The organism is Clostridium sardiniense, assembly GCF_050584765.1.
GTDB lineage: Bacteria > Bacillota > Clostridia > Clostridiales > Clostridiaceae > Clostridium > Clostridium sardiniense_A.
Genome location: NZ_JBNOOR010000002.1, coordinates 664127 through 683633 on the forward strand (window position 1 = coordinate 664127; position 19507 = coordinate 683633).

Consider the following 19507-nt stretch of genomic DNA (forward strand, 5'->3'; position numbering starts at 1 on the left):
TATAATTCTACTTTACCATATGGAAGTATCCAGAGAATATTAATAGACCAAAACATGCTATGTTAAATGTTATTACTATCTGTACAACTTGGAACCACTTTTCCTTTTTATGAGCTTTATAGAACTTTGATTTCTTTTGATAAATATCAGTTAATACTAAAACTACACCTTGGTAAATACCATAAACTATATAGTACCAAGTTAATCCATGCCAAAATCCCATTACAAGCATTGTGATAATCTGTGCAACATGTGCTGCTGTAGCTCTCTTTTTGAACCTTTTCTTTCTCATTGAACTAATTACAAATCTTGAGAATATGTAATCCCCAAACCATCTTGAAAGAGATATATGCCATCTTGTCCAGAATTCTTTCATATCCTTACTTATAAATGGCTTATCAAAGTTATCTGGTGCCTTTATTCCAAATATATAGCTTGTCCCAACAGCAAAAAGGCTGTATCCACCAAAATCAAAGAATAAATAAAGACTATACGCATACATATAGCTTAATGCTCTTAAAAATGTAATATGATCCATTTTTATCTTTGTTAATACTAGTGTATTTATTGCAAAAGCTATAACGAACTTATATCCAATCCCCATAAAAATCTTCTTAAGTCCTGGAATTAAATATGAATTTATATATTCATCCTTTGGTATTACCTTATCCAAGTCTTTCTCAAATCTTCTTGATCTATCAATAGGTCCTGAACTTAGTGTTGGGAAGAATAATACAAAGTAAAAGAATGTACTAGGCTTTACTTCTGTTATCGCCCCATCAAATATTTCAATTACTATTTGAATTACTCTAAAGTTTAAGTAAGATATCCCTATAAACCCTATTATTCCAATCTTAGCTCCAGGTAATAACACCTTAAAATGTGGTGAAAGCTTATTTATTATTACCGGTAACATTGATGCAAATAAGAATACTCTATAGATTAACTTACTATCTGTTTTTCTTCTAACAAATAGATATCCATATACTATAAGTGTTTCCCATATAATAAATATACATAGGAATTTAAGCTGTACATTTATTCCTACTATAAGGAATATCATAAATGCAGTTGCAATCATTCCATATATTTTTATCTTCTTACCGCATAACCCTAGAACTATAGCAGGAATTGCCGTTAATAGGAGTATATATAGATAAAAATAATCTCCGTATTGTGAAAAAGTCATTACATTTCCTCCATAAGTTTCTTTCTATCTATTTTTCCATTTATATTTGTTGGAAATTCCTCTATTATCTTAATGCTTCTTGGTATCATATATCCCGGAATAAACTTCTCTAATCCCTTTTTAATCATCATACCATTCTTTAAATTACTTAAATCATTCTTTTCTTTAAGCTCCACTATACCTTGAAGATAAGCTATCTTTTCATCCTTGTATATTGGAAGAACTATTGCATTTCTTACATTCTCAACTTTTCTTAAGTTGTTTTCTATATCTTCTATTTCAATTCTGAATCCATTAAGCTTTATTTGGAAGTCCTTTCTTCCACAGTAGTATATCTTCTCATCTAAGATGTAAGCCATATCCCCTGTCTTATATGCTCTAAACTTCTCTCCATTAAAATCATCATAATAGAATACTTCATTAGTCTTTTCTTCATTTCTAAAATATCCTTTAGAAACTGACTTTCCTATTATTACAATTTCTCCTTTTTCTCCATCTTTCACGTCTTCTCCATTTTCATCAACAATTCTAATTCTTGTTGTTTCCATAACTGTTCCAACAGGAAGACTCTTTTCATCATCAAGCATTTCTTTAGTTATATCATTAGCACTTATTCCAACTGTTGCTTCTGTTGGCCCGTATCCATTTATTACTCTTGTTCTAGGGAATCTTTCCATAAGCTCTTTTGAAAGATTTTTTGGAAGAACTTCTCCTATGAATATCATTGATTCAAGGCTCTCTAACATTTCACTGTTAAAGCTTGCTTCAGTTACACAAACTCCAGCAAATGATGGCGTTGAAACCCAAATATTCATCTTTGATTCATCTAATTGCTTAAATAACTCTTTATAGTCTGCTAAAGTCTTCTTTGATAATGAGAATAATGTAGCACCATGAGTTAATCCTGGATATATAGTTGTTACTGAAAGGTCAAATGAATATGCTGCTTGATTCATTATAACTTTTTCACTTCCATCAATGTTTAAGTATTCACTTATCCATTCAACGAAATTATCTAAATTGTTGCTACTTATTTGTACTCCCTTTGGCTTTCCTGTACTTCCTGAAGTAAATAAGATATATGCATTTTCATCTTCCTTTACCCATGCTTCTTCCATTATCACTTCATCTCTATAACCTTTGATTATTCCTTCAAGTTCTTCTTGGTCTATTACTTTAACACCTTGTCCAAAAGAATCTGCTGATAAATCACTAAAGTTAAATACTACCTTAGGCTTAACCTCTTCAGTTACATTTAATACTCTATCTACTGGAAAACTTATATCTAATGGTACATAGGCTCTTCCTGATTTTAAGGCTCCTATCATACAAGCCATTATTAAGTTATCTTTATTTCCATATATAACTATAGGCGTATTATCATTATGATTTTCTTTTAAATATGCTCCTATACTTTCTGAAAATCTATCTAAATCTGTATATGTTAATTCTTCTCCATCACATTTTAAAGCTATTCTATTAGTCTTAGCATACTTTTTAATCCCTTTAATTATTTCCATATTAACATCCCCTTAGATTAAAATTCGTTATAAATAAATGGTATTTGTTTAAATGGTGCAAATGTTACTATTAATATTGCTGCTATTATAATTATTGTTATAACAATACTACTTACTAGGTACTTGTCCTTGATTAAATTGCTTATATAGTTTTTCACTAACATCCAACCATCCTTTCGTTCCAATGTGCATAACATCTCTCATGTAATACTGCTCTCCAGCTCTATCACTGGTATTTATTACATTAAATCCTTTCTCTTCTGCAAGATTAGAAATTTTATTATATAGCCCGTCTCTCTTTTCTGCTGATACTCCAGTATAATCATAATATTTAGGTAAACCAGGTATTATAACTATAGTTGGCTCTATTCCTAAGTCTTCGCATACATCTAAGAAGAATTTATAATCATCAATCTCTTTAGCATTTTCTACATCTACATTTGCATACTTATTTTTCAATTCTTTTATTTTAGGTTTTAACGTTTTATCATAATACTTCTGATCAACGCCATATGGATTATTTCCAACTCTTTTTTTAGCATCTGCTACAGCTAAATCATATTCCTTCTTCCAGTCTATAGGATCACCTTGTTTTCCATCCTCTGGAGTCTTATCTTCTAGCTTTTTAAGTCTTTTATATAATAATCCTTTTTCTTTTAAAGAAACCATACCCTCTCTTAATTTAAAATATGGATATAAAGCAACCTTTTCAGCTTTAGATATAAATGTATCTGAATCATAAAGCATAGCATATAATCTTTCTGCTTTATATTCATCACTTCCTTTTAAAAGGTCTGTAACTCTATCAGCTAATTTCTTTTTATTCTCTTTTGATATTTCTGGATTATTTAAAAAAGCATAGAATTGTCCAGGCGAAAATCTCGCTTGGAAATCCTTAGGTCTAATCCCTTCTGGATATACAAACCATGATAAAGCTACTAATAAAACAACTTTCTTATCTTTTATATTAGTATCCATACTTCCAATTGTAATTGCATCTTGTGCTTCTTGCGTAAGAGATCTTCCTACTGTAAATGCTCTATTTTTTGTTCTATTTGTATTGAAGAAATATGCAGGATGCTGTCTAGTTTCATGTATAAAATCGGATGCGCCAATCATCATTATATCTCCTTGTGATAAAAAGTGATTGTTTAATCCAACTCCTGTATCTTTAGCATCTGAACCATACTCCCCCATAAGTGGAACTAAATTTTTACTTTGATATAAACTACTTATTTCTTTATCTAAAAATTTATTTAATCCAAAAGCAAAAATTCCTCCTATAAATATTGGTATTATAAAGTATAATAATTTCTTCATCCCCTACTCCCCTCTTAATGACTTTAATGAAAACAAATTATAATTAATCTATAATTTTAATAAATAAAAAATTTAATATTTATATAGTTAGTTTTAAATATTAGATTTTTTTATTTAGCATAACCCCTTAGTATTTTTATGTACAAATAATATCAACACAATATTTACTATTATAATTATTTATTTACAAATTAGTGTAATTTTCTGTTATTTTATACACATTCTACAATGGCCATATTTATTATAAATGAATTAGACTTTACATGCAATTACAAAAAAAAGTCAAAATTGTTACAATTGTTAATGGAAAGAGGATAAAAAAGAAGAGCAGTTTAAACTTGTCTATTAAAACAAGTTTAAACTGCTCTTATGAGGTACGCTTTATGTTAGTGTGTATTTAATAATTAAAATTTAATTATGCACATTCTATATTTCTGCTAGCAACTACATCAACACCAGTTCCTAACACATTCTCTATAATAACATCTCCCATTTTAACTGGAGCTTCTATTACAGTTTCACCTATTATATCCATGCATTCAAAATTTAAATGCTTAGGTATTGCACCATTTGTCTTTACAGGTATTACTGGAAGTTCTCCTCCATTTACCTTTACTGTTGAAGTAACAACTCTAACTGGATTTGTAACTTCATTTAATCCATATATTTCTCCTCTTTTACAAGTGTTTCCTTCTACTGTCTTATTGTCTACATCTACTTTTAGATGACATCCCATTGGACAACTTATACAAATTAATTCTTTGATCATATCAAATTCACCGTCCTATAATATAGTATTTATATTAAATCCTTATTTACATGTTCTAAAATTATATATTTATTGGTCATTTCTTAATAAGTTTGTCTTATATAAAAAATTGTAGTTTAAAATATCCTATTTTAAATGGTTGTTGCACACTGTTATCATGGATGATTGTTTATTATATCATTATTTGTTTAGGGAATTTTTGTTTTTTTCTCAGTCATCATTAAATTAATTAAAGAGTAACCACTAAGAAATGACCACTAAATTGGCTATATTATTAAACCTATTCTAAAGAAATTGTTAAGTCTCCCTTAACTCCTTCTAAAAGCTTTTTAGGTAAAATTATCTTTTCCATTTCTGATGGTGCAAGATGCTTTCTCTTAAATGAAGCTATTTCCTTATCTCCTTCTCTAACTACTAGAGCCTTATCATGATAGATATTATTTACTCTCATAAATACAGTCATGCTTCCATCTATTGCATCTACAGTAACTCTTTGAGGTACAGTGTAGTTTACATTTTGACCATTAATTATTTTGATGCTAGCTCCTTTTTTAAGATCATCTTTGATGTATTTAGCTGCTGATTTTCCAGCATGCTTTGATTCTTGAGTAACAAAGTCAACTAGATCATGAACATGAACTACATTACCACAAGCAAATATACCATCTATTGATGTTTCCATGCTTTCTGATACTATTAATCCATTTGTTCTCATATCTTTTTCTATTCCAGCTTTTCCTGATAACTCATTTTCTGGAATTAATCCAACTGAAAGAAGTAATGTATCTACATCAAATTCTTTTTCAGTTCCTTTAATAGGTCTTCTATTTTCATCAACTTCAGCTATAATAACCTTTTCTAATCTTTCTTTTCCTACTATATCAGTTACAGTATGTGATAAGAATAGTGGTATATCATAGTCTTCAAGACATTGAACTATGTTTCTGTTTAATCCATTTGAATATGGCATAAGTTCTACAACACCCTCAACTTTTGCGCCTTCAAGTGTCATTCTTCTTGCCATTATAAGTCCTATATCTCCAGATCCAAGTATAAGAACCTTTTTACCTGGCATAAAACCTTCCATATTTATATATCTTTGAGCAGCTCCTGCTGTAAATACTCCTGAAGGTCTATCCCCTGGAATATTTATTGCTCCTCTTGTTCTTTCTCTACATCCCATTGCAAGAATAATTGCTTTTCCTTTTAATACAACATATCCTTCTTCGGGATTTATAGCATGAACATTTTTATCTTCATCTATATCAAGTACCATTGTTCCAAGCTTAACTTCTACATTTGTATCTTGTAACATATTGATAAATCTTTGTGCATATTCAGGACCAGTTAGCTCTTCTTTAAATGTATGTAATCCAAATCCATTATGGATACATTGATTTAATATACCACCTAGTTCGTTATCTCTTTCTATAATTAAAATTTTCTTTACTCCATCACTATAAGCTTCATAAGCTGCTGCAAGTCCTGCTGGACCTCCTCCAACTACTATTAAATCGTACATAGCTATCCCTCCTACTTTGTTTTTCCTACTAATATATATGAACCGTCTTTATCTTGATGAATATCTTCCATCTTGATTCCTAATTCTCTTGCTATTATTTCTTGTACTTTTGGTCCACAGAATCCACCTTGGCATCTTCCCATTCCTGGTCTACATCTTCTCTTAACACCATCTAATGTTATATTTCCAAAACATCTTTCTATAGCTGCAACTATTTCTCCTTCTGTTATGCTTTCACATCTACAGATTATTTTTCCGTATCTTGGATCCTTTTTAATAATTTCAGCTTTTTCTTCTGGTGAAAGTTCCATAAATATTATTTCTTCTCTTTTACCATTGAAATCTTTATTTTCTTTTAAATCTAAACCACAGTTTTCTAATATTTCAACTACACCTTCTGCAATTGCTGGTGCTGATGAAAGTCCTGGTGACTTAATTCCAGCTACATCTATAAAGTTTTTAACATCTGCAGCTTCTTCAACTATAAAGTCCCCTCTATCTGGAGTAGCTCTAAGTCCTGCAAAGTTTCTTATTGATTCTCTAAAGTTAACCTTAGTAGTTGTTTTAGTTGATGTATTTCTAATATAGTCTAATCTATCACCTTTAGTTTTAGTATCATCTTTATCATCTATGTCTTCTGCATCTGGTCCAACTAATAGGTTTCCATGAACTGTTGGAGTTACTAATATACCCTTACCAAGTTTTGTTGGAGCTTGGAATAATGTATGATTTACTAGTTCTCCTTGAGTCTTATCCATTACAAAGTATTCACCTTTTCTTGGGATAATCTTGAAGCTTTCTTTAGCTATTAAATTATGTATTTCATCCGCATGAACACCAGCTGCATTAATTACATATTTTGCTTCAATTACTTTTCCATCTTTAGAAGTGATTTTAAAAATATCATTTACTTTTTCTATCTTTTCAACTTCAGTTTTTAATTCAAGCTTACCACCATTTGCTACAGCGTTTTCCATTAATGCTATTGTATATTCATATGGTCCAACGATTCCTCCTGTTGGTGCATGTAACGCTCCAACTACATCGTCATTTATGTTTGGCTCCATTTCTAATATTTGTTCTTTGTTTAGAATTTCTAATCCCTTAACTCCAATTTTAGTTCCATTTTCATATAATTCTTTTATATGATCCATTTCTTCTTCTGAGAAAGCTAATACTAGTGATCCATTTCTCTCAAATGGTACACTTAGTTCTTTGCAAAGTTCCTCAAACATTTCATTTCCTTTTACATTGTACTTTGCCATTAAAGTTCCAATCTTTGGATCATAACCTGCATGGACAATAGCTGAGTTTGCTTTTGATGTTCCCATTGAAACATCATTTTCTTTTTCTAATACTACTACCTTCAAATCATATTTTGTAAGTTCTCTACAAATTGAAGCTCCTATAACACCTGCTCCTATAATTGCAACATCATACATACTAAAACCTCCTAGAATTATTTAAATTCTTATAATTAAGTTATTTTATATTTCATTCATTAACTTAGCGATAGCGACTTCTCTAAGTAGTTATCTTGTAGCTCTTTCTCTTTGATGTTTCTTTATCCCTAAAACTTTAAAGGGCTATAAGATAACTTGAATCTTTAAGCATACAGAACAAAAAAAGCCAAGCAGAAACCAAGGATTATTAATCCTTAATTTATGTGCTTGACTCTATCTCTCTCAACACTTGTATTTGATTATATTTATATGCTATCACATTTTTCAAGGCTTGTCAATCGTTTTCATAAATTTTCATTTATTTTATTGATCTTCCCAACCTTTAACTCTTTCAATTGCCTTTTTCCATCCTGAATATAGTTTATTTCTTTCTTCATCACAGAAATTTGGCTTGTATGTCTCACTTACATACCATGACTTAGCAATCTCATCTTTACTTTTCCAGTATCCAACTGCAAGTCCTGCTAAATAAGCCGCTCCAAGGGCAGTTGTTTCTGTTATTATTGGTCTTGTAACTTCTTTATCTGTTATATCTGATTGGAATTGCATTAAGAATTCATTCTTACTTGCTCCTCCATCAACCTTTATACTTTCTATCTTATAGCCTGCATCTTCTTCCATAGCATATAAAACATCTTTTGATTGATATGCTATAGATTCAAGGGCTGCTCTAATTATATGATTTCTATTTGATCCTCTAGTCAATCCAAATATAGCTCCTCTAGCATACATATCCCAATGAGGTGCACCAAGTCCAACAAATGCAGGAACTACATAAACTCCTCCATTGTCTTTAACCTTCTTTGCAAAATATTCAGTATCTTGTGCATCATTTACAAGCATAAGCTCATCTCTAATCCATTGGATAACTGCACCACCTACAAAAACTGAACCTTCTAATGCATATTGTACCTTACCATCAATACCAATTGCTATTGTAGTTAAAAGTCCATTTTTACTTTCAATCTTTTCTTCACCAGTATTCATAAGTAAGAAACATCCTGTACCATAAGTATTTTTAGCTGATCCTTTTGTAAAACAAGCCTGTCCAAATAAAGCTGCTTGTTGGTCTCCAGCAATACCAGCTATTGGCACTCTAAAACCGCCTTTTCCTCCAAGATTTGTATATCCATAAACCTCTGAAGAATTTTTCACTTCTGGTAACATTGATTTAGGTATATCTAAGACTTCTAACATCTTATCATCCCACTCTAATGTATTTATATTATAAAGCATTGTTCTTGAAGCATTAGTGTAATCTGTTATATGAACTTTCCCACCAGTAAGCTTCCAAACAAGCCATGTATCAACAGTTCCAAATAAAAGTTCTCCATTTTCAGCCTTTTCTCTTGCACCTTCCACGTTATCTAAAATCCATTTTATTTTAGTTCCTGAAAAATATGCATCCAAAACAAGACCTGTAGATTCTTTTATATAATCTTTTAATCCATCTTTTTCAAGCTTATCACAAATTGCAGCTGTTCTTCTACATTGCCAAACAATTGCATTGTATACAGGTTCCCCTGTTTTCTTATCCCATACAATTGTAGTTTCTCTTTGATTTGTAATACCTATTGCAGCTATTTCTTCTTGAGTTATATTTGTTTTTGCCATAACTTCTTGAAGAACTCCATATTGAGTTGCCCATATTTCCATTGGATTATGTTCAACCCATCCTTCTTTAGGATAAATTTGTGTTATTTCTTTTTGGCTAACTCCTAATATATTTTGTTCATTATCAAAAATAATAGCTCTTGAACTTGTTGTCCCTTGATCTAAGGCTATAATATACTTTTCCATTCTACACACACCTCTACTTAATACTTATCTTAACAATCTCCTATTAATTTTCCCTTATTAAAATTAATATCTTTGTTTCTTATTAGTTTATTTAGTTATTACTTGCTATTAATTAACTAATGAAGTCGCTATCGATTAATTAATGCGTTAAACTACATGTCCCAAATTTCTCTTTTTGTTGTAGAAACGGATGTGGCACCTGAACTTAAAGCCATCATTACTTCGTCCTTTGTTTCTATAAGGCCTCCACATATAATAGGCTTATTTGTACTTTTTGATACTTTATCAATTACTTTAGGAATTAATCCTGGTAAAATTTCAATTGCATCTATATTTGATATTAAATGATTCTTTACATTTTTAAGTGAAATAGTATCAAATACAAAACTCCTTTGTATTGCAATAAATCCGTTTTCTTTTGCTAGTTTTATTGCTTGAGATTTTGTACTAATTATCCCTTTAAACTTTGTTTCTTTTCTTAAATACTTAATTGCTGCTTCTTTCTGATTTAATCCATCAATTAAATCAACATGTACAATTCCGATCTTATTTTTATCATTTATTATCTCACTAATTTCCTTAACATTTAAAATATCCCCAAAAAGAACAAATATGACCTCAATATTTGAGTTTATTGCTATATTTAGTTCTTCGAAATTTTTTACTGCTGCTATAATCGGATTATCTGATAATACTTCACTAAAATTCATAAATACGTCCCCTATGTAATATATTTTGTTGTAAATGTTTACTATTCATTTATTTTTATTATTGCACTTTAAAAATTGCCTGTCAATTTAGATAAATTTTTAACATTTTTCTTTATTCTATAATAATTTATTAAATATTTATAATTTTATATATTTTCATATTATTTAATAATTTATAGAGATTATCTTTATTCTTATTATCTCAAGAATTACATGCTCACATATTCATAAACCTATAATTAAAAGCCTCTATTTATATACTAATAATTTATTTTATTCTCTCATTTAATCACCTCTCTACATAATGATTGATAATCATTTAACAAAAATTACTTTTTTATCCTTATTTAATATTATATTTTTGTTCATTTTTTATATTTATTTTAGTTTTTTTTATTTGTTTATAAAATATTAACTTTTAAATTATAAAAATCAGCCTCTTTTTATCTATAGAGGCTGATTTTATTTATTTTTCCTTGTAATATAACTCTATGTTAGCTTTTCCTAAATTCTTTGGTATTATATCTCCGTCTATTTCTTTTCCATTTATAATTATTTTATCTTTATCTGATTTTATAACTTTTATGTTATACTCTTCTTTCTCTCTATTTATATTTATCTCAAATTCCTTCCATGACTTAGGAACACAAGGAGTTATTTTATAACCTTCCCCTCTATAAACTTTAAATCCAAGTATATTCTCAAGACCAACTTTATACATCCAACCAGCTGTTCCAGTATACCAACTCCAACCACCTCTACCACCATGAGGCTCTCTTATGTAGACATCTGCTGCCATAACATATGGTTCTAACTTATACCTTCTACATTCTAATTCTGTATTTGTATGATTTATTGGATTTATCATATCAAAGTATCTAAGAGCTTTATCTCCCATCCCAAGCTTTGTAAGTGCTAATATAACCCAAGTTGCTGCATGAGTATATTGGCCACCATTTTCTCTAACACCTGCAACATATCCCTTTATATACCCCGGCTCTTCTTTTGAGTTTGCAAAAGGTGGTGCCAAAAGTTTTATTAATGCCAGGTTTTCATCAACTAAGTTTCTATCTACAGCTTCCATAGCTTCCTTTGCTCTATCTAAATTGCCACCTTCTGATATTATTGACCAACTTTGAGCTAATGAATCTATTTTACACTCTCCATTTTCTCTTGATCCTAATGGCATTCCATTATCAAAGTATGCTCTTCTATACCAGCCACCATCCCAAGCATTCTTCTCGAGATTTTCTCTAATATATTCTTTCATTTTTATATATCTATCTTTCTTTTCATTATCATTCATATGAATACATATCTCTTCAAAACTTGTTAGTATCTTATAAAGGAACCATCCAAGCCATACACTCTCTCCTTTTCCTTCATTTCCAACTGTACTCATACCATCATTCCAGTCTCCACTACCCATTAATGGAATTCCATGATCACCAAATCTTAATCCTCTTTCAATAGCTTTTATACAATGCTCATATATAGTTCCTTCTGTTCTTGATTGATTTACTATAGTATATCTTTCATCTTCACCTTCTCTTAAAGGTTCATCCTCTAGATAAGGTGCTTTTTCATTTAATATACTGTAGTCTCCAGTAAAATCTATATATTCAGCTGTAACAAAAGGTAACCATAATAAATCATCTGAGAATCTTGTTCTTATTCCACTATTTATTATAGGATGCCACCAGTGTTGTACATCACCTTCAAGATATTGTCTTGATGCACTTCTTATAATTTGATCTTTAGTTATCTTAGGATCTATCAGCCCTATAGACATTGAATCTTGAAGTTGATCTCTAAATCCATATGCTCCTCCTGATTGATAAAATGCAGTTCTAGCTAAATATCTACAACTATAATTTTGATAAAGTAGCCAACCGTTTAACAAGTAATCCATCGACTTATCTTGAGTTTTTACCCTTATATTTCCTAGGAAATCACCCCAATATTTCTTAACTCTATCTAACTCTTCATCAGCATTTGATACATTATTATACTTTTCTATTATTTTTTCTATACCTTTCTCATCTTCCTCTTCACCTAAAAGTATAATTAATTCTTTAGTTTCTCCTGGCTTTAGCTTTATATTACATTGTGTAACTAAACATGGGTCTAGAACACTTCCAAAACTCTCTTGTAAGTTTTCATATTTTAATCCTAGTGGCTCTTCTAAACTTCCAGAAATTCCGATAAATTCTCTTCTATCACAAGTGAAACTTAAACTTTCCCCTCCTAATATAGTTGAATAAGCTTTTAATCTTCCAAAATATTCAGAGTAAGGATTTTTACCATATATGTAATTTCCCTTATTATATGTACTTATATATCTAGCCGTTTGGTAGTTTAAAACTCCTAGAACCAGCTGAGCATAGTAAAATACTGATATATCTCTTTCTTCTTCTGATGTATTCTCTAATATAACTTTTTGAATTTTAACTCTTTCTTCCTTTGGACAGAATGTTGTCATTGTACTCTTAATTCCACATGAAGTATGCTTAAAACTTGAATATCCAAAGCTATGGCGAATTATATATGTCCCTTCATCCCTAACTGGTTTAGGAGTTATTGAGAAATATCTGCCATCCTTATTATCTCTAACGTATATAGCTTCACCTAAAGTATCTTGAACCCAATCATTATTCCAAGGTGTTATCTTATTCTCTCTACTATTTCCACACCAAGTATGAGATGAACCTATCTCTGATATATGGAATCCAAAGTTTTCATTAGAAATTACATTTATCCACGGAGCTGGTGTATTATTATAATCTTCAAGTATTATTACATAACTTCCATCACTATTATCAAATCCACCATAACCATTAAAGAAATCTAAATTTTTCTTTATCTCTTCTATTTCATTGTTTTCTTCATGCTGGTTACCTACTTCATAATCATTATCAGATATTTTATTATCAAAATCATAATTATAATCACCATTACCTCCTATAGAATTATCATGTATATCTACCTTTGTTACATTGTTTTCTGATAATTCCTTATGTCTTCTTGTAGTTTCACGCTTTTCTTCTAACCCTTTCATTTGAGTTAATATTGTTCCTTTTTCACTATTTATATATATAGATGAAATTCCAATTATAAAATCTCTTATCTCTTCACTCATGCTGGCTTTATTATGAATAAAGATTCCACCTGGCTTATTTAAAATTTCACCATCACTTAAGGTATTTATTAATTGCAATATACTCTTTTGAAGGGGCTGTTCGTAACTTAATTCTTCCTGGTTATATATTATTAAATCCACTTTAAGACCTTTGCTTATGAAGTAATTATGCATTTTTATCATTGACCTAATAATATCTATATCATCATCATCTTTGACAACAAGCATAGCAATTTTTATATCTCCAGAAATTCCATAAGCCCATAAGTCCTTTTGGTGCTTATTTATATTTCTTATATATTCTTCTCTATCTTCTCTTCCATCATTTAAGAAAAGTATATAGGAAGCTAAGCTTTGATATATATTAGCTTGTGATGACTTAATACCAAGATTTCTAAGTTGTACTTGCATTGATTTATTATAAATTCTAAATACTGAATCTAACCTATTAACATCGCTATAATCATTAGCTATTCTTATAGCTTCTTCTCTATCATCAGCTACACCTGTTATAAAGTATATTACCTTCTCTTCATTTGCATCTAATCTGATTCCATTTCTTATACTCATGATAGGATCTAAAACTATTCCTACAGTATTTTTTAATGAATTATCATTATCTAGTGCTACTGGCGACTTTAAAGTTCTGTTTCTACCTATAAAATTAATTCTTGATGTTTCATAACTTGCTGAACCTTCTAAATCACTTGATGTTATTGCCTTATGGAATATGTATGGTACTTTTCCACTTGGTACTCTAGCTCTTCTCTTTCCAAGTAATGTAGAGCTTTCATTATCATATTCAGTTTCTATAAAAAGATTTGAAAAACTTGGATGAGCAGAATCTCCTTCAAAGCTAGCTAAGGTTATCTCCATATAACTTGTTATTTCTATACTTCTTCCTTTGTCACCAGTATTTCTTAATGTTATCTTTCTAATATCTAAATTATCTTCCGGTGATACAACTATCTCCATTTTGCTTTCTATAGAGCCTTCCTTTTTACTAAATTCGCCTTTGTCTATAGAGAATTCTACAGTGTAATCTTCCCCTTCACTCTTACAAGGCTCATAAGTAGCACTCCAATAATCATTAGAATTTAGATTCTTTATATAGAAAAATAATCCACTACTATCTGATGTAGTATCTCCTTTCCATCTATAAAGAAGCTCTTCTCCTCTTTTAGAATAACCACTTCCTGTTAAAGTGATCATACTTGAAAATGTTCCATTTGATAATAATAAAACTTCTGGATTATCTCTTAGTGCACCTTTATATACTCTTTTTACAAAGTCCTCTGTTTCAAGTCTCTTTCTTTCATGATGAACTTCTATATCTCTTTCGAAAGTTATATATTCTGGGACTTTTTCCTTGAGTAATATCTCTGTTGCCTTTATTTCTGGTATATCATGAAATCTCTTTTGAAGTATATTATCATTTAATATATTATCTAAGCTTAAGAACGACATACCTAAATGATGAACCATATAGCATTTAACCTTTTTACCCCCAGACCTTATCCTACGACTCTTTCCTTCTGTATCATTCTCTTCATAGTCTTCATAATCATCTACTACTTTTACTTGCTTATTTATTTGCTTATCTTCTAATTCTTCTACTATTTCATCAGTTTGATCATCTAATATTACTTCCTCACTTAATATTTTATTTATTCTATTTGGAGTAAAATCAATAGCTTCTATAAAGCCATATCTTCCTAATGCCCCCTGACTCTCTAGTAACTTTAAATTTTCTATACATCTATCTTTTGCCCAAGGTAATACCATTAAAGTTGAATATGGTGATACTACTATCTCATCTTCAAGACCTCTCTTTAAACCTATTCCCGGCACTCCAAAAGCTTTATATTGATAATTTTCTCCTATATCAAATTGATAATATGCTGATTCAGATATTCCCCAAGGTACCTTTTTCTTCCTAGCAAATGCAATTTGAGCTTTTATAACTGATCTATAAGTTAAGTCTAAAAGTGTTCCCTTATAACTTTTCATTAAAAGATTTGGCATAAAGTATTCAAACATAGTTCCACTCCATGAAACTAAACTTTTTCCTCTAAATGCATTAGTCATTGCTCTACCTAGCTTAAACCAATGACTAGTATCAACTTCATTTCTAGCTATTGCTAAGAATGATGTAATTCTTGCTTCTGATGCTAATAAATCATAATAAGAATTACCTAAAGAATCCTCTTCTAAGTTATAACCTATAGAGAATAGTTCTCTATCCTTTTGATATAATATAGAAAAATTCATTTCATCCATTATACTTTCTATATTTAAAATTAAATTATCTACTCTATCTTCAAAGCTTTCTAATTCTATTATCTTTTCATTTAGTATATTTTTAAAGTCTTCTCCTGAGTATTCTGCCATTCCTTTTATCTCTTCTTTAAGCTCTAAGAGAGATGGACTTTTTTTCTTAAAATATTCTGATAAAATTTTGTTTACTCCATCAAAAAAATAATCTGCATAGTCTATTTTGGTTTTGATTTCATTTTCTAATTTATCTATCCAATACTTAAACTCTTCATCTCTATCTTTATTTTCTTCTTTTATTTTTTTAACTTTTTTAAGTTCATCTTCAAGTACTAGAATATATTCTTTTCCGTCTTCTCTATCTAGCCTCTCCAGTGTAGCATCACTATCTATCTTTAAAATTCTATAAATATCTTTTAGCCCAGTAAGTTCTTCTTTTCTTATTAATGGTTTTTTCTTATATTCTTTCAGAGTCTCCTTTAAAACCCATAAATAACCTAACAAATTACCACTATCTACTGTTGAGACATATCTAGGCCACAAAGGCATTGCTGTTTTTGTATCATACCAATTTAAATAATGACCTTCATATTTTTCAAGTTTATTCATTCCATTTAATATATTTTCTATTCTGTCTACAACTTCTCCAAAAGGTATATATCCTAAGTCATATGCAACTATATTGGATATAAGTCCCATCCCCATATTAGTTGGTGATGTTCTATTTGCAACTCCCTTATAAGGTTTCTCCTGATAATTATCTGGTGCTAAATAATTATTTTCACTATTTACAAAATCCTCATAATATGCCCATGTTCTTCTACTTATACATCTTAAGTAGTCTCTTTCATTATCACTTAGATTAACTTTTTCTTCTTTATGAATTTTACTAATCTTATATGCTAATGCAGGTGATAAAATCCATACAATAGATAATATGCTTATAATCACTCCAAGGATTAATGATGACCTAAAACTAATAACTATAAACAATGCTCCAGCTATTACTGAAAACCACATTTTTTCATAGTGATATCCAATTGTATTTTTAACTGTTCTTTCGGCATCTTCAGCCGTTTGCCACTCTAATAAATGATTTTTAGAAATAAATAATCTAAATAATGCTTTTAAAATAGCACCTATCATAATATAAGTCTGATAAGGTATAAAGCTTATAATAAAGACTATCTGCCTTAATGTTTTTATAGTTCCAATTAATTTATTTTTAGGAGTAACTACAAAGTCTGTAATAGTAAATAATAATGGCATTATTAAAGCCAAGAATAAAAGAATAGTTACTTCTATTCCTCTATTTAATAAAAGAAGTGTAATTCCAACTCCTATCATAAGTGATGGTGCCAGTAAGCTTCTCCTTAAGTTATCGAATATCTTCCATTTTGATAACATAGATAATTTAGATGAAAACAACCATGGTAATAGCTGCCAGTCACCTCTAACCCATCTATGTAATCTCTTTGCACTTGCAAGATATGAGGATGGATAGTTATCAATCAACTCACAATCTGTAACTAAAGCACTCCTTGTATAACACCCCTCTAGCAAATCATGACTTAATACTTTATTTTCATGAATTTCATCCTTTAATACTCTATAGAATACATCTATATCAATTATTCCCTTACCTGTAAATGACCCTTCACCAAATAAATCTTGATACGTATCTGAATAAGCTGTTGAATATCCATCAACACCACCTTCTCCACCAAAAATCTTTGAGAATTCACTTTTATTTTTACTCTCTAAAGATATAGAAACTTTAGGTTGCATTATTGTATATCCTCTTTTTACAACATTATCTTTATATACTGCTCTATTTAGAGGATGCATCATCGCACCTATAAGCTTTTTAACAACTCCTCTTGGCATAAAAGTATCAGAATCTAGTGTTATTATGTATTTTGCACTTCTAAGTTCTTCTACAGAACTACTAATAACATTAAAGGTATGTTCATTTTCTTCTCCCTTTAATAGTGCAATAAACTCCATTATCTTTCCCCTTTTTCTCTCCCTTCCCATAAATACTCCCTCATGAGAATTATATATTCTTTGTCTATTAAGGAAGAAAAACTTATCCCCTGTATCTATGCAATACTTTCTATTTAATCTATTAATTTCTCTTATTGTAATTTCATTAATTATCTTATCATTCTCTTTAATTTCATTATCACTATCTGGAAAATCTGCGAGAATTGCAAAATATAAATTATCTTCTTTATTTGCAAGATATATTACCTCTAATTTTTTTACCATTTCTTTTGCACTATTTATAGAGTTTATAATGGTTGGAACTATAACTACACTCTTTTGAGCCTCTCCTATTCCATTCCTCAAATCTATTTTGGGAACGTGCCTCATAGGAACCATCTTGCATGTAATCCAATTTATTATATTAACAACTATTTCACTTGCCGGAATAATTAGTATTATTCCAGCTAAAATATACTGATGTCTTTCATATTCAATACCTGATAAATATCCTAGAGATAAGACAATAAAAATTATAAGTAGTGTTCCAATCACATTTATAAGCCAGAACATATTTGGACTAAATTTGTTCTTTATGTTTACTCTTGAACCTAATTCTTTATTTAATTGTCTTATACCGTCATCAATTAGATAATATCCAATATGACTTTTACATCCAATCTTTCCTGATTCCCTTGCTCTTTCTGCAAGAAATACTAATTTTTCTGCAATCAACTCTTCTTCGATTTTATATTTTCTAGATATCTTTTCTATTTTATGACGATAATAATCCTTAGACTTAAAATCCATTTTTCCATAAGTTCTATCTGGATCCTTCATAAGTGTTTTTTCTACTATTGATGTCTCACTAAAAAATCTTCTCCAATTTATCCCATCTATCTCTCTAAGAGATGCTATAGATGACCCTATAGTATCCTCTAATGAACCTTCCATAAAAGAACTTCTTATTAAGTTTTTATCTTGCTTATCTTTATCCACTTTAGAAACGGCAATATTATATACTTCTTCATCTTCAATAGAGTTATCTTTTAAAACTTTATAAAATTCTTCCGTAAATACTTTTGACCTATCATTAATTTTTTCTAAGATATTTAATCTATTTTCATTATTCTTTACTGAAATTACTTTATAAGCTAGTTCCCTTCCCTCTTTTCTATCCTTATATATACTCTTTAATTCATCTGTAACCTTTGAAATATTTATTATAAGACTTGCCCTAAGCATTAATGGAAACGCCCATAATTCTCCCATATTAAGTCTTTTATTTTTTTCTAGAATAAAAGATATTGCTTCTTCCTCTGTAACCCTTCCTTTATTTTCTCTTATCATTTCTCTAGCTAATATAAATATTCTAGGAACCCTTCCACTTGATTCTTCCTCTATAACAAGATTTTCAAAATACGCTCTTGGCATATTAGTCCTTATAGCCTTATATTCCTTTTCAATAAGATAGATATTATCTAAAAGCCATTCTCCAGAACCAATTATTTCTTCACCCTCATTTGATAAAACTTTAATATACTTATAAGTATCTTTTATTTTCATAAAACTAAGCTTTAGCTCATTAATGACGTTCTTTCTGCAATTTAATGAATTGTTTTTATCCACTATAATCTTCTCCTTTGCAAAGTTTTACTTGTAGCAATAGTTTTTACCAAAAACTAAAAAATAATTACCTATAAATATTTAATTATGAAAATAGTTTTATTCTTATTTATAAATAAGCTCTCTATACTTAACTTATTTATCTGCATAAATTAATATTGAAAATATAAAATTACGTTATAAATCATT

Annotated in this window: 9 protein-coding genes; all 9 read right to left on the bottom strand. The window is 29.5% G+C overall.

Going from position 1 to position 19507, the window contains the following annotated elements; all coding sequences use genetic code 11:
* Positions 1 to 7 precede the first annotated feature (7 nt).
* On the bottom strand, positions 8 to 1189 hold the full coding sequence (dltB, locus tag ACQPUW_RS12810) for a D-alanyl-lipoteichoic acid biosynthesis protein DltB (RefSeq protein ID WP_430837892.1): 1182 nt from the start codon (positions 1187 to 1189) through the stop codon (positions 8 to 10).
* Positions 1189 to 2709: a D-alanine--poly(phosphoribitol) ligase subunit DltA gene (gene dltA / locus ACQPUW_RS12815; protein WP_430837893.1), complete on the bottom strand. Its 1521-nt coding sequence runs from the start codon at positions 2707 to 2709 to the stop codon at positions 1189 to 1191. Before dltA ends, dltB begins: the two co-directional genes overlap by 1 nt.
* A gap of 108 nt (positions 2710 to 2817) precedes the next feature.
* Complete coding sequence (gene dltD / locus ACQPUW_RS12820) at positions 2818 to 4029, bottom strand: D-alanyl-lipoteichoic acid biosynthesis protein DltD (RefSeq protein ID WP_430837894.1); 1212 nt, start codon at positions 4027 to 4029, stop codon at positions 2818 to 2820.
* Positions 4030 to 4444: 415 nt separating this feature from the next.
* Positions 4445 to 4798 (bottom strand): DUF1667 domain-containing protein, encoded by a 354-nt coding sequence (locus ACQPUW_RS12825; protein WP_221858235.1) that lies wholly within the window; start codon positions 4796 to 4798, stop codon positions 4445 to 4447.
* Positions 4799 to 5078: 280 nt separating this feature from the next.
* Positions 5079 to 6320, bottom strand: a complete 1242-nt coding sequence (locus tag ACQPUW_RS12830; RefSeq protein WP_430837895.1) for an NAD(P)/FAD-dependent oxidoreductase — start codon at positions 6318 to 6320, stop codon at positions 5079 to 5081.
* Between the two features lie 11 nt (positions 6321 to 6331).
* Positions 6332 to 7762 carry an NAD(P)/FAD-dependent oxidoreductase gene (locus tag ACQPUW_RS12835; protein WP_430837896.1) on the bottom strand — a complete coding sequence of 477 codons (1431 nt, stop codon included), beginning with the start codon at positions 7760 to 7762 and terminating at the stop codon, positions 6332 to 6334.
* 324 nt (positions 7763 to 8086) lie between these two features.
* On the bottom strand, positions 8087 to 9583 hold the full coding sequence (glpK, locus tag ACQPUW_RS12840) for a glycerol kinase GlpK (protein ID WP_430837897.1): 1497 nt from the start codon (positions 9581 to 9583) through the stop codon (positions 8087 to 8089).
* A 152-nt stretch (positions 9584 to 9735) separates the two neighbouring features.
* Positions 9736 to 10293 (bottom strand): glycerol-3-phosphate responsive antiterminator, encoded by a 558-nt coding sequence (locus tag ACQPUW_RS12845; RefSeq protein WP_430837898.1) that lies wholly within the window; start codon positions 10291 to 10293, stop codon positions 9736 to 9738.
* A gap of 466 nt (positions 10294 to 10759) precedes the next feature.
* The gene (locus ACQPUW_RS12850) at positions 10760 to 19321 is read right to left on the bottom strand and encodes a GH36-type glycosyl hydrolase domain-containing protein (protein ID WP_430837899.1); all 8562 of its coding nucleotides are present in this window, start codon (positions 19319 to 19321) and stop codon (positions 10760 to 10762) included.
* Between the last annotated feature and the right edge of the window lie 186 nt (positions 19322 to 19507).

Coding starts and splice junctions, on each gene's coding strand:
- dltB (WP_430837892.1), bottom strand. CDS start 1,189: ATGACTTTTTCACAATACGGAGATTATTTTTATCTATATATACTCCTA.
- dltA (WP_430837893.1), bottom strand. CDS start 2,709: ATGGAAATAATTAAAGGGATTAAAAAGTATGCTAAGACTAATAGAATA.
- dltD (WP_430837894.1), bottom strand. CDS start 4,029: ATGAAGAAATTATTATACTTTATAATACCAATATTTATAGGAGGAATT.
- ACQPUW_RS12825 (WP_221858235.1), bottom strand. CDS start 4,798: ATGATCAAAGAATTAATTTGTATAAGTTGTCCAATGGGATGTCATCTA.
- ACQPUW_RS12830 (WP_430837895.1), bottom strand. CDS start 6,320: ATGTACGATTTAATAGTAGTTGGAGGAGGTCCAGCAGGACTTGCAGCA.
- ACQPUW_RS12835 (WP_430837896.1), bottom strand. CDS start 7,762: ATGTATGATGTTGCAATTATAGGAGCAGGTGTTATAGGAGCTTCAATT.
- glpK (WP_430837897.1), bottom strand. CDS start 9,583: ATGGAAAAGTATATTATAGCCTTAGATCAAGGGACAACAAGTTCAAGA.
- ACQPUW_RS12845 (WP_430837898.1), bottom strand. CDS start 10,293: ATGAATTTTAGTGAAGTATTATCAGATAATCCGATTATAGCAGCAGTA.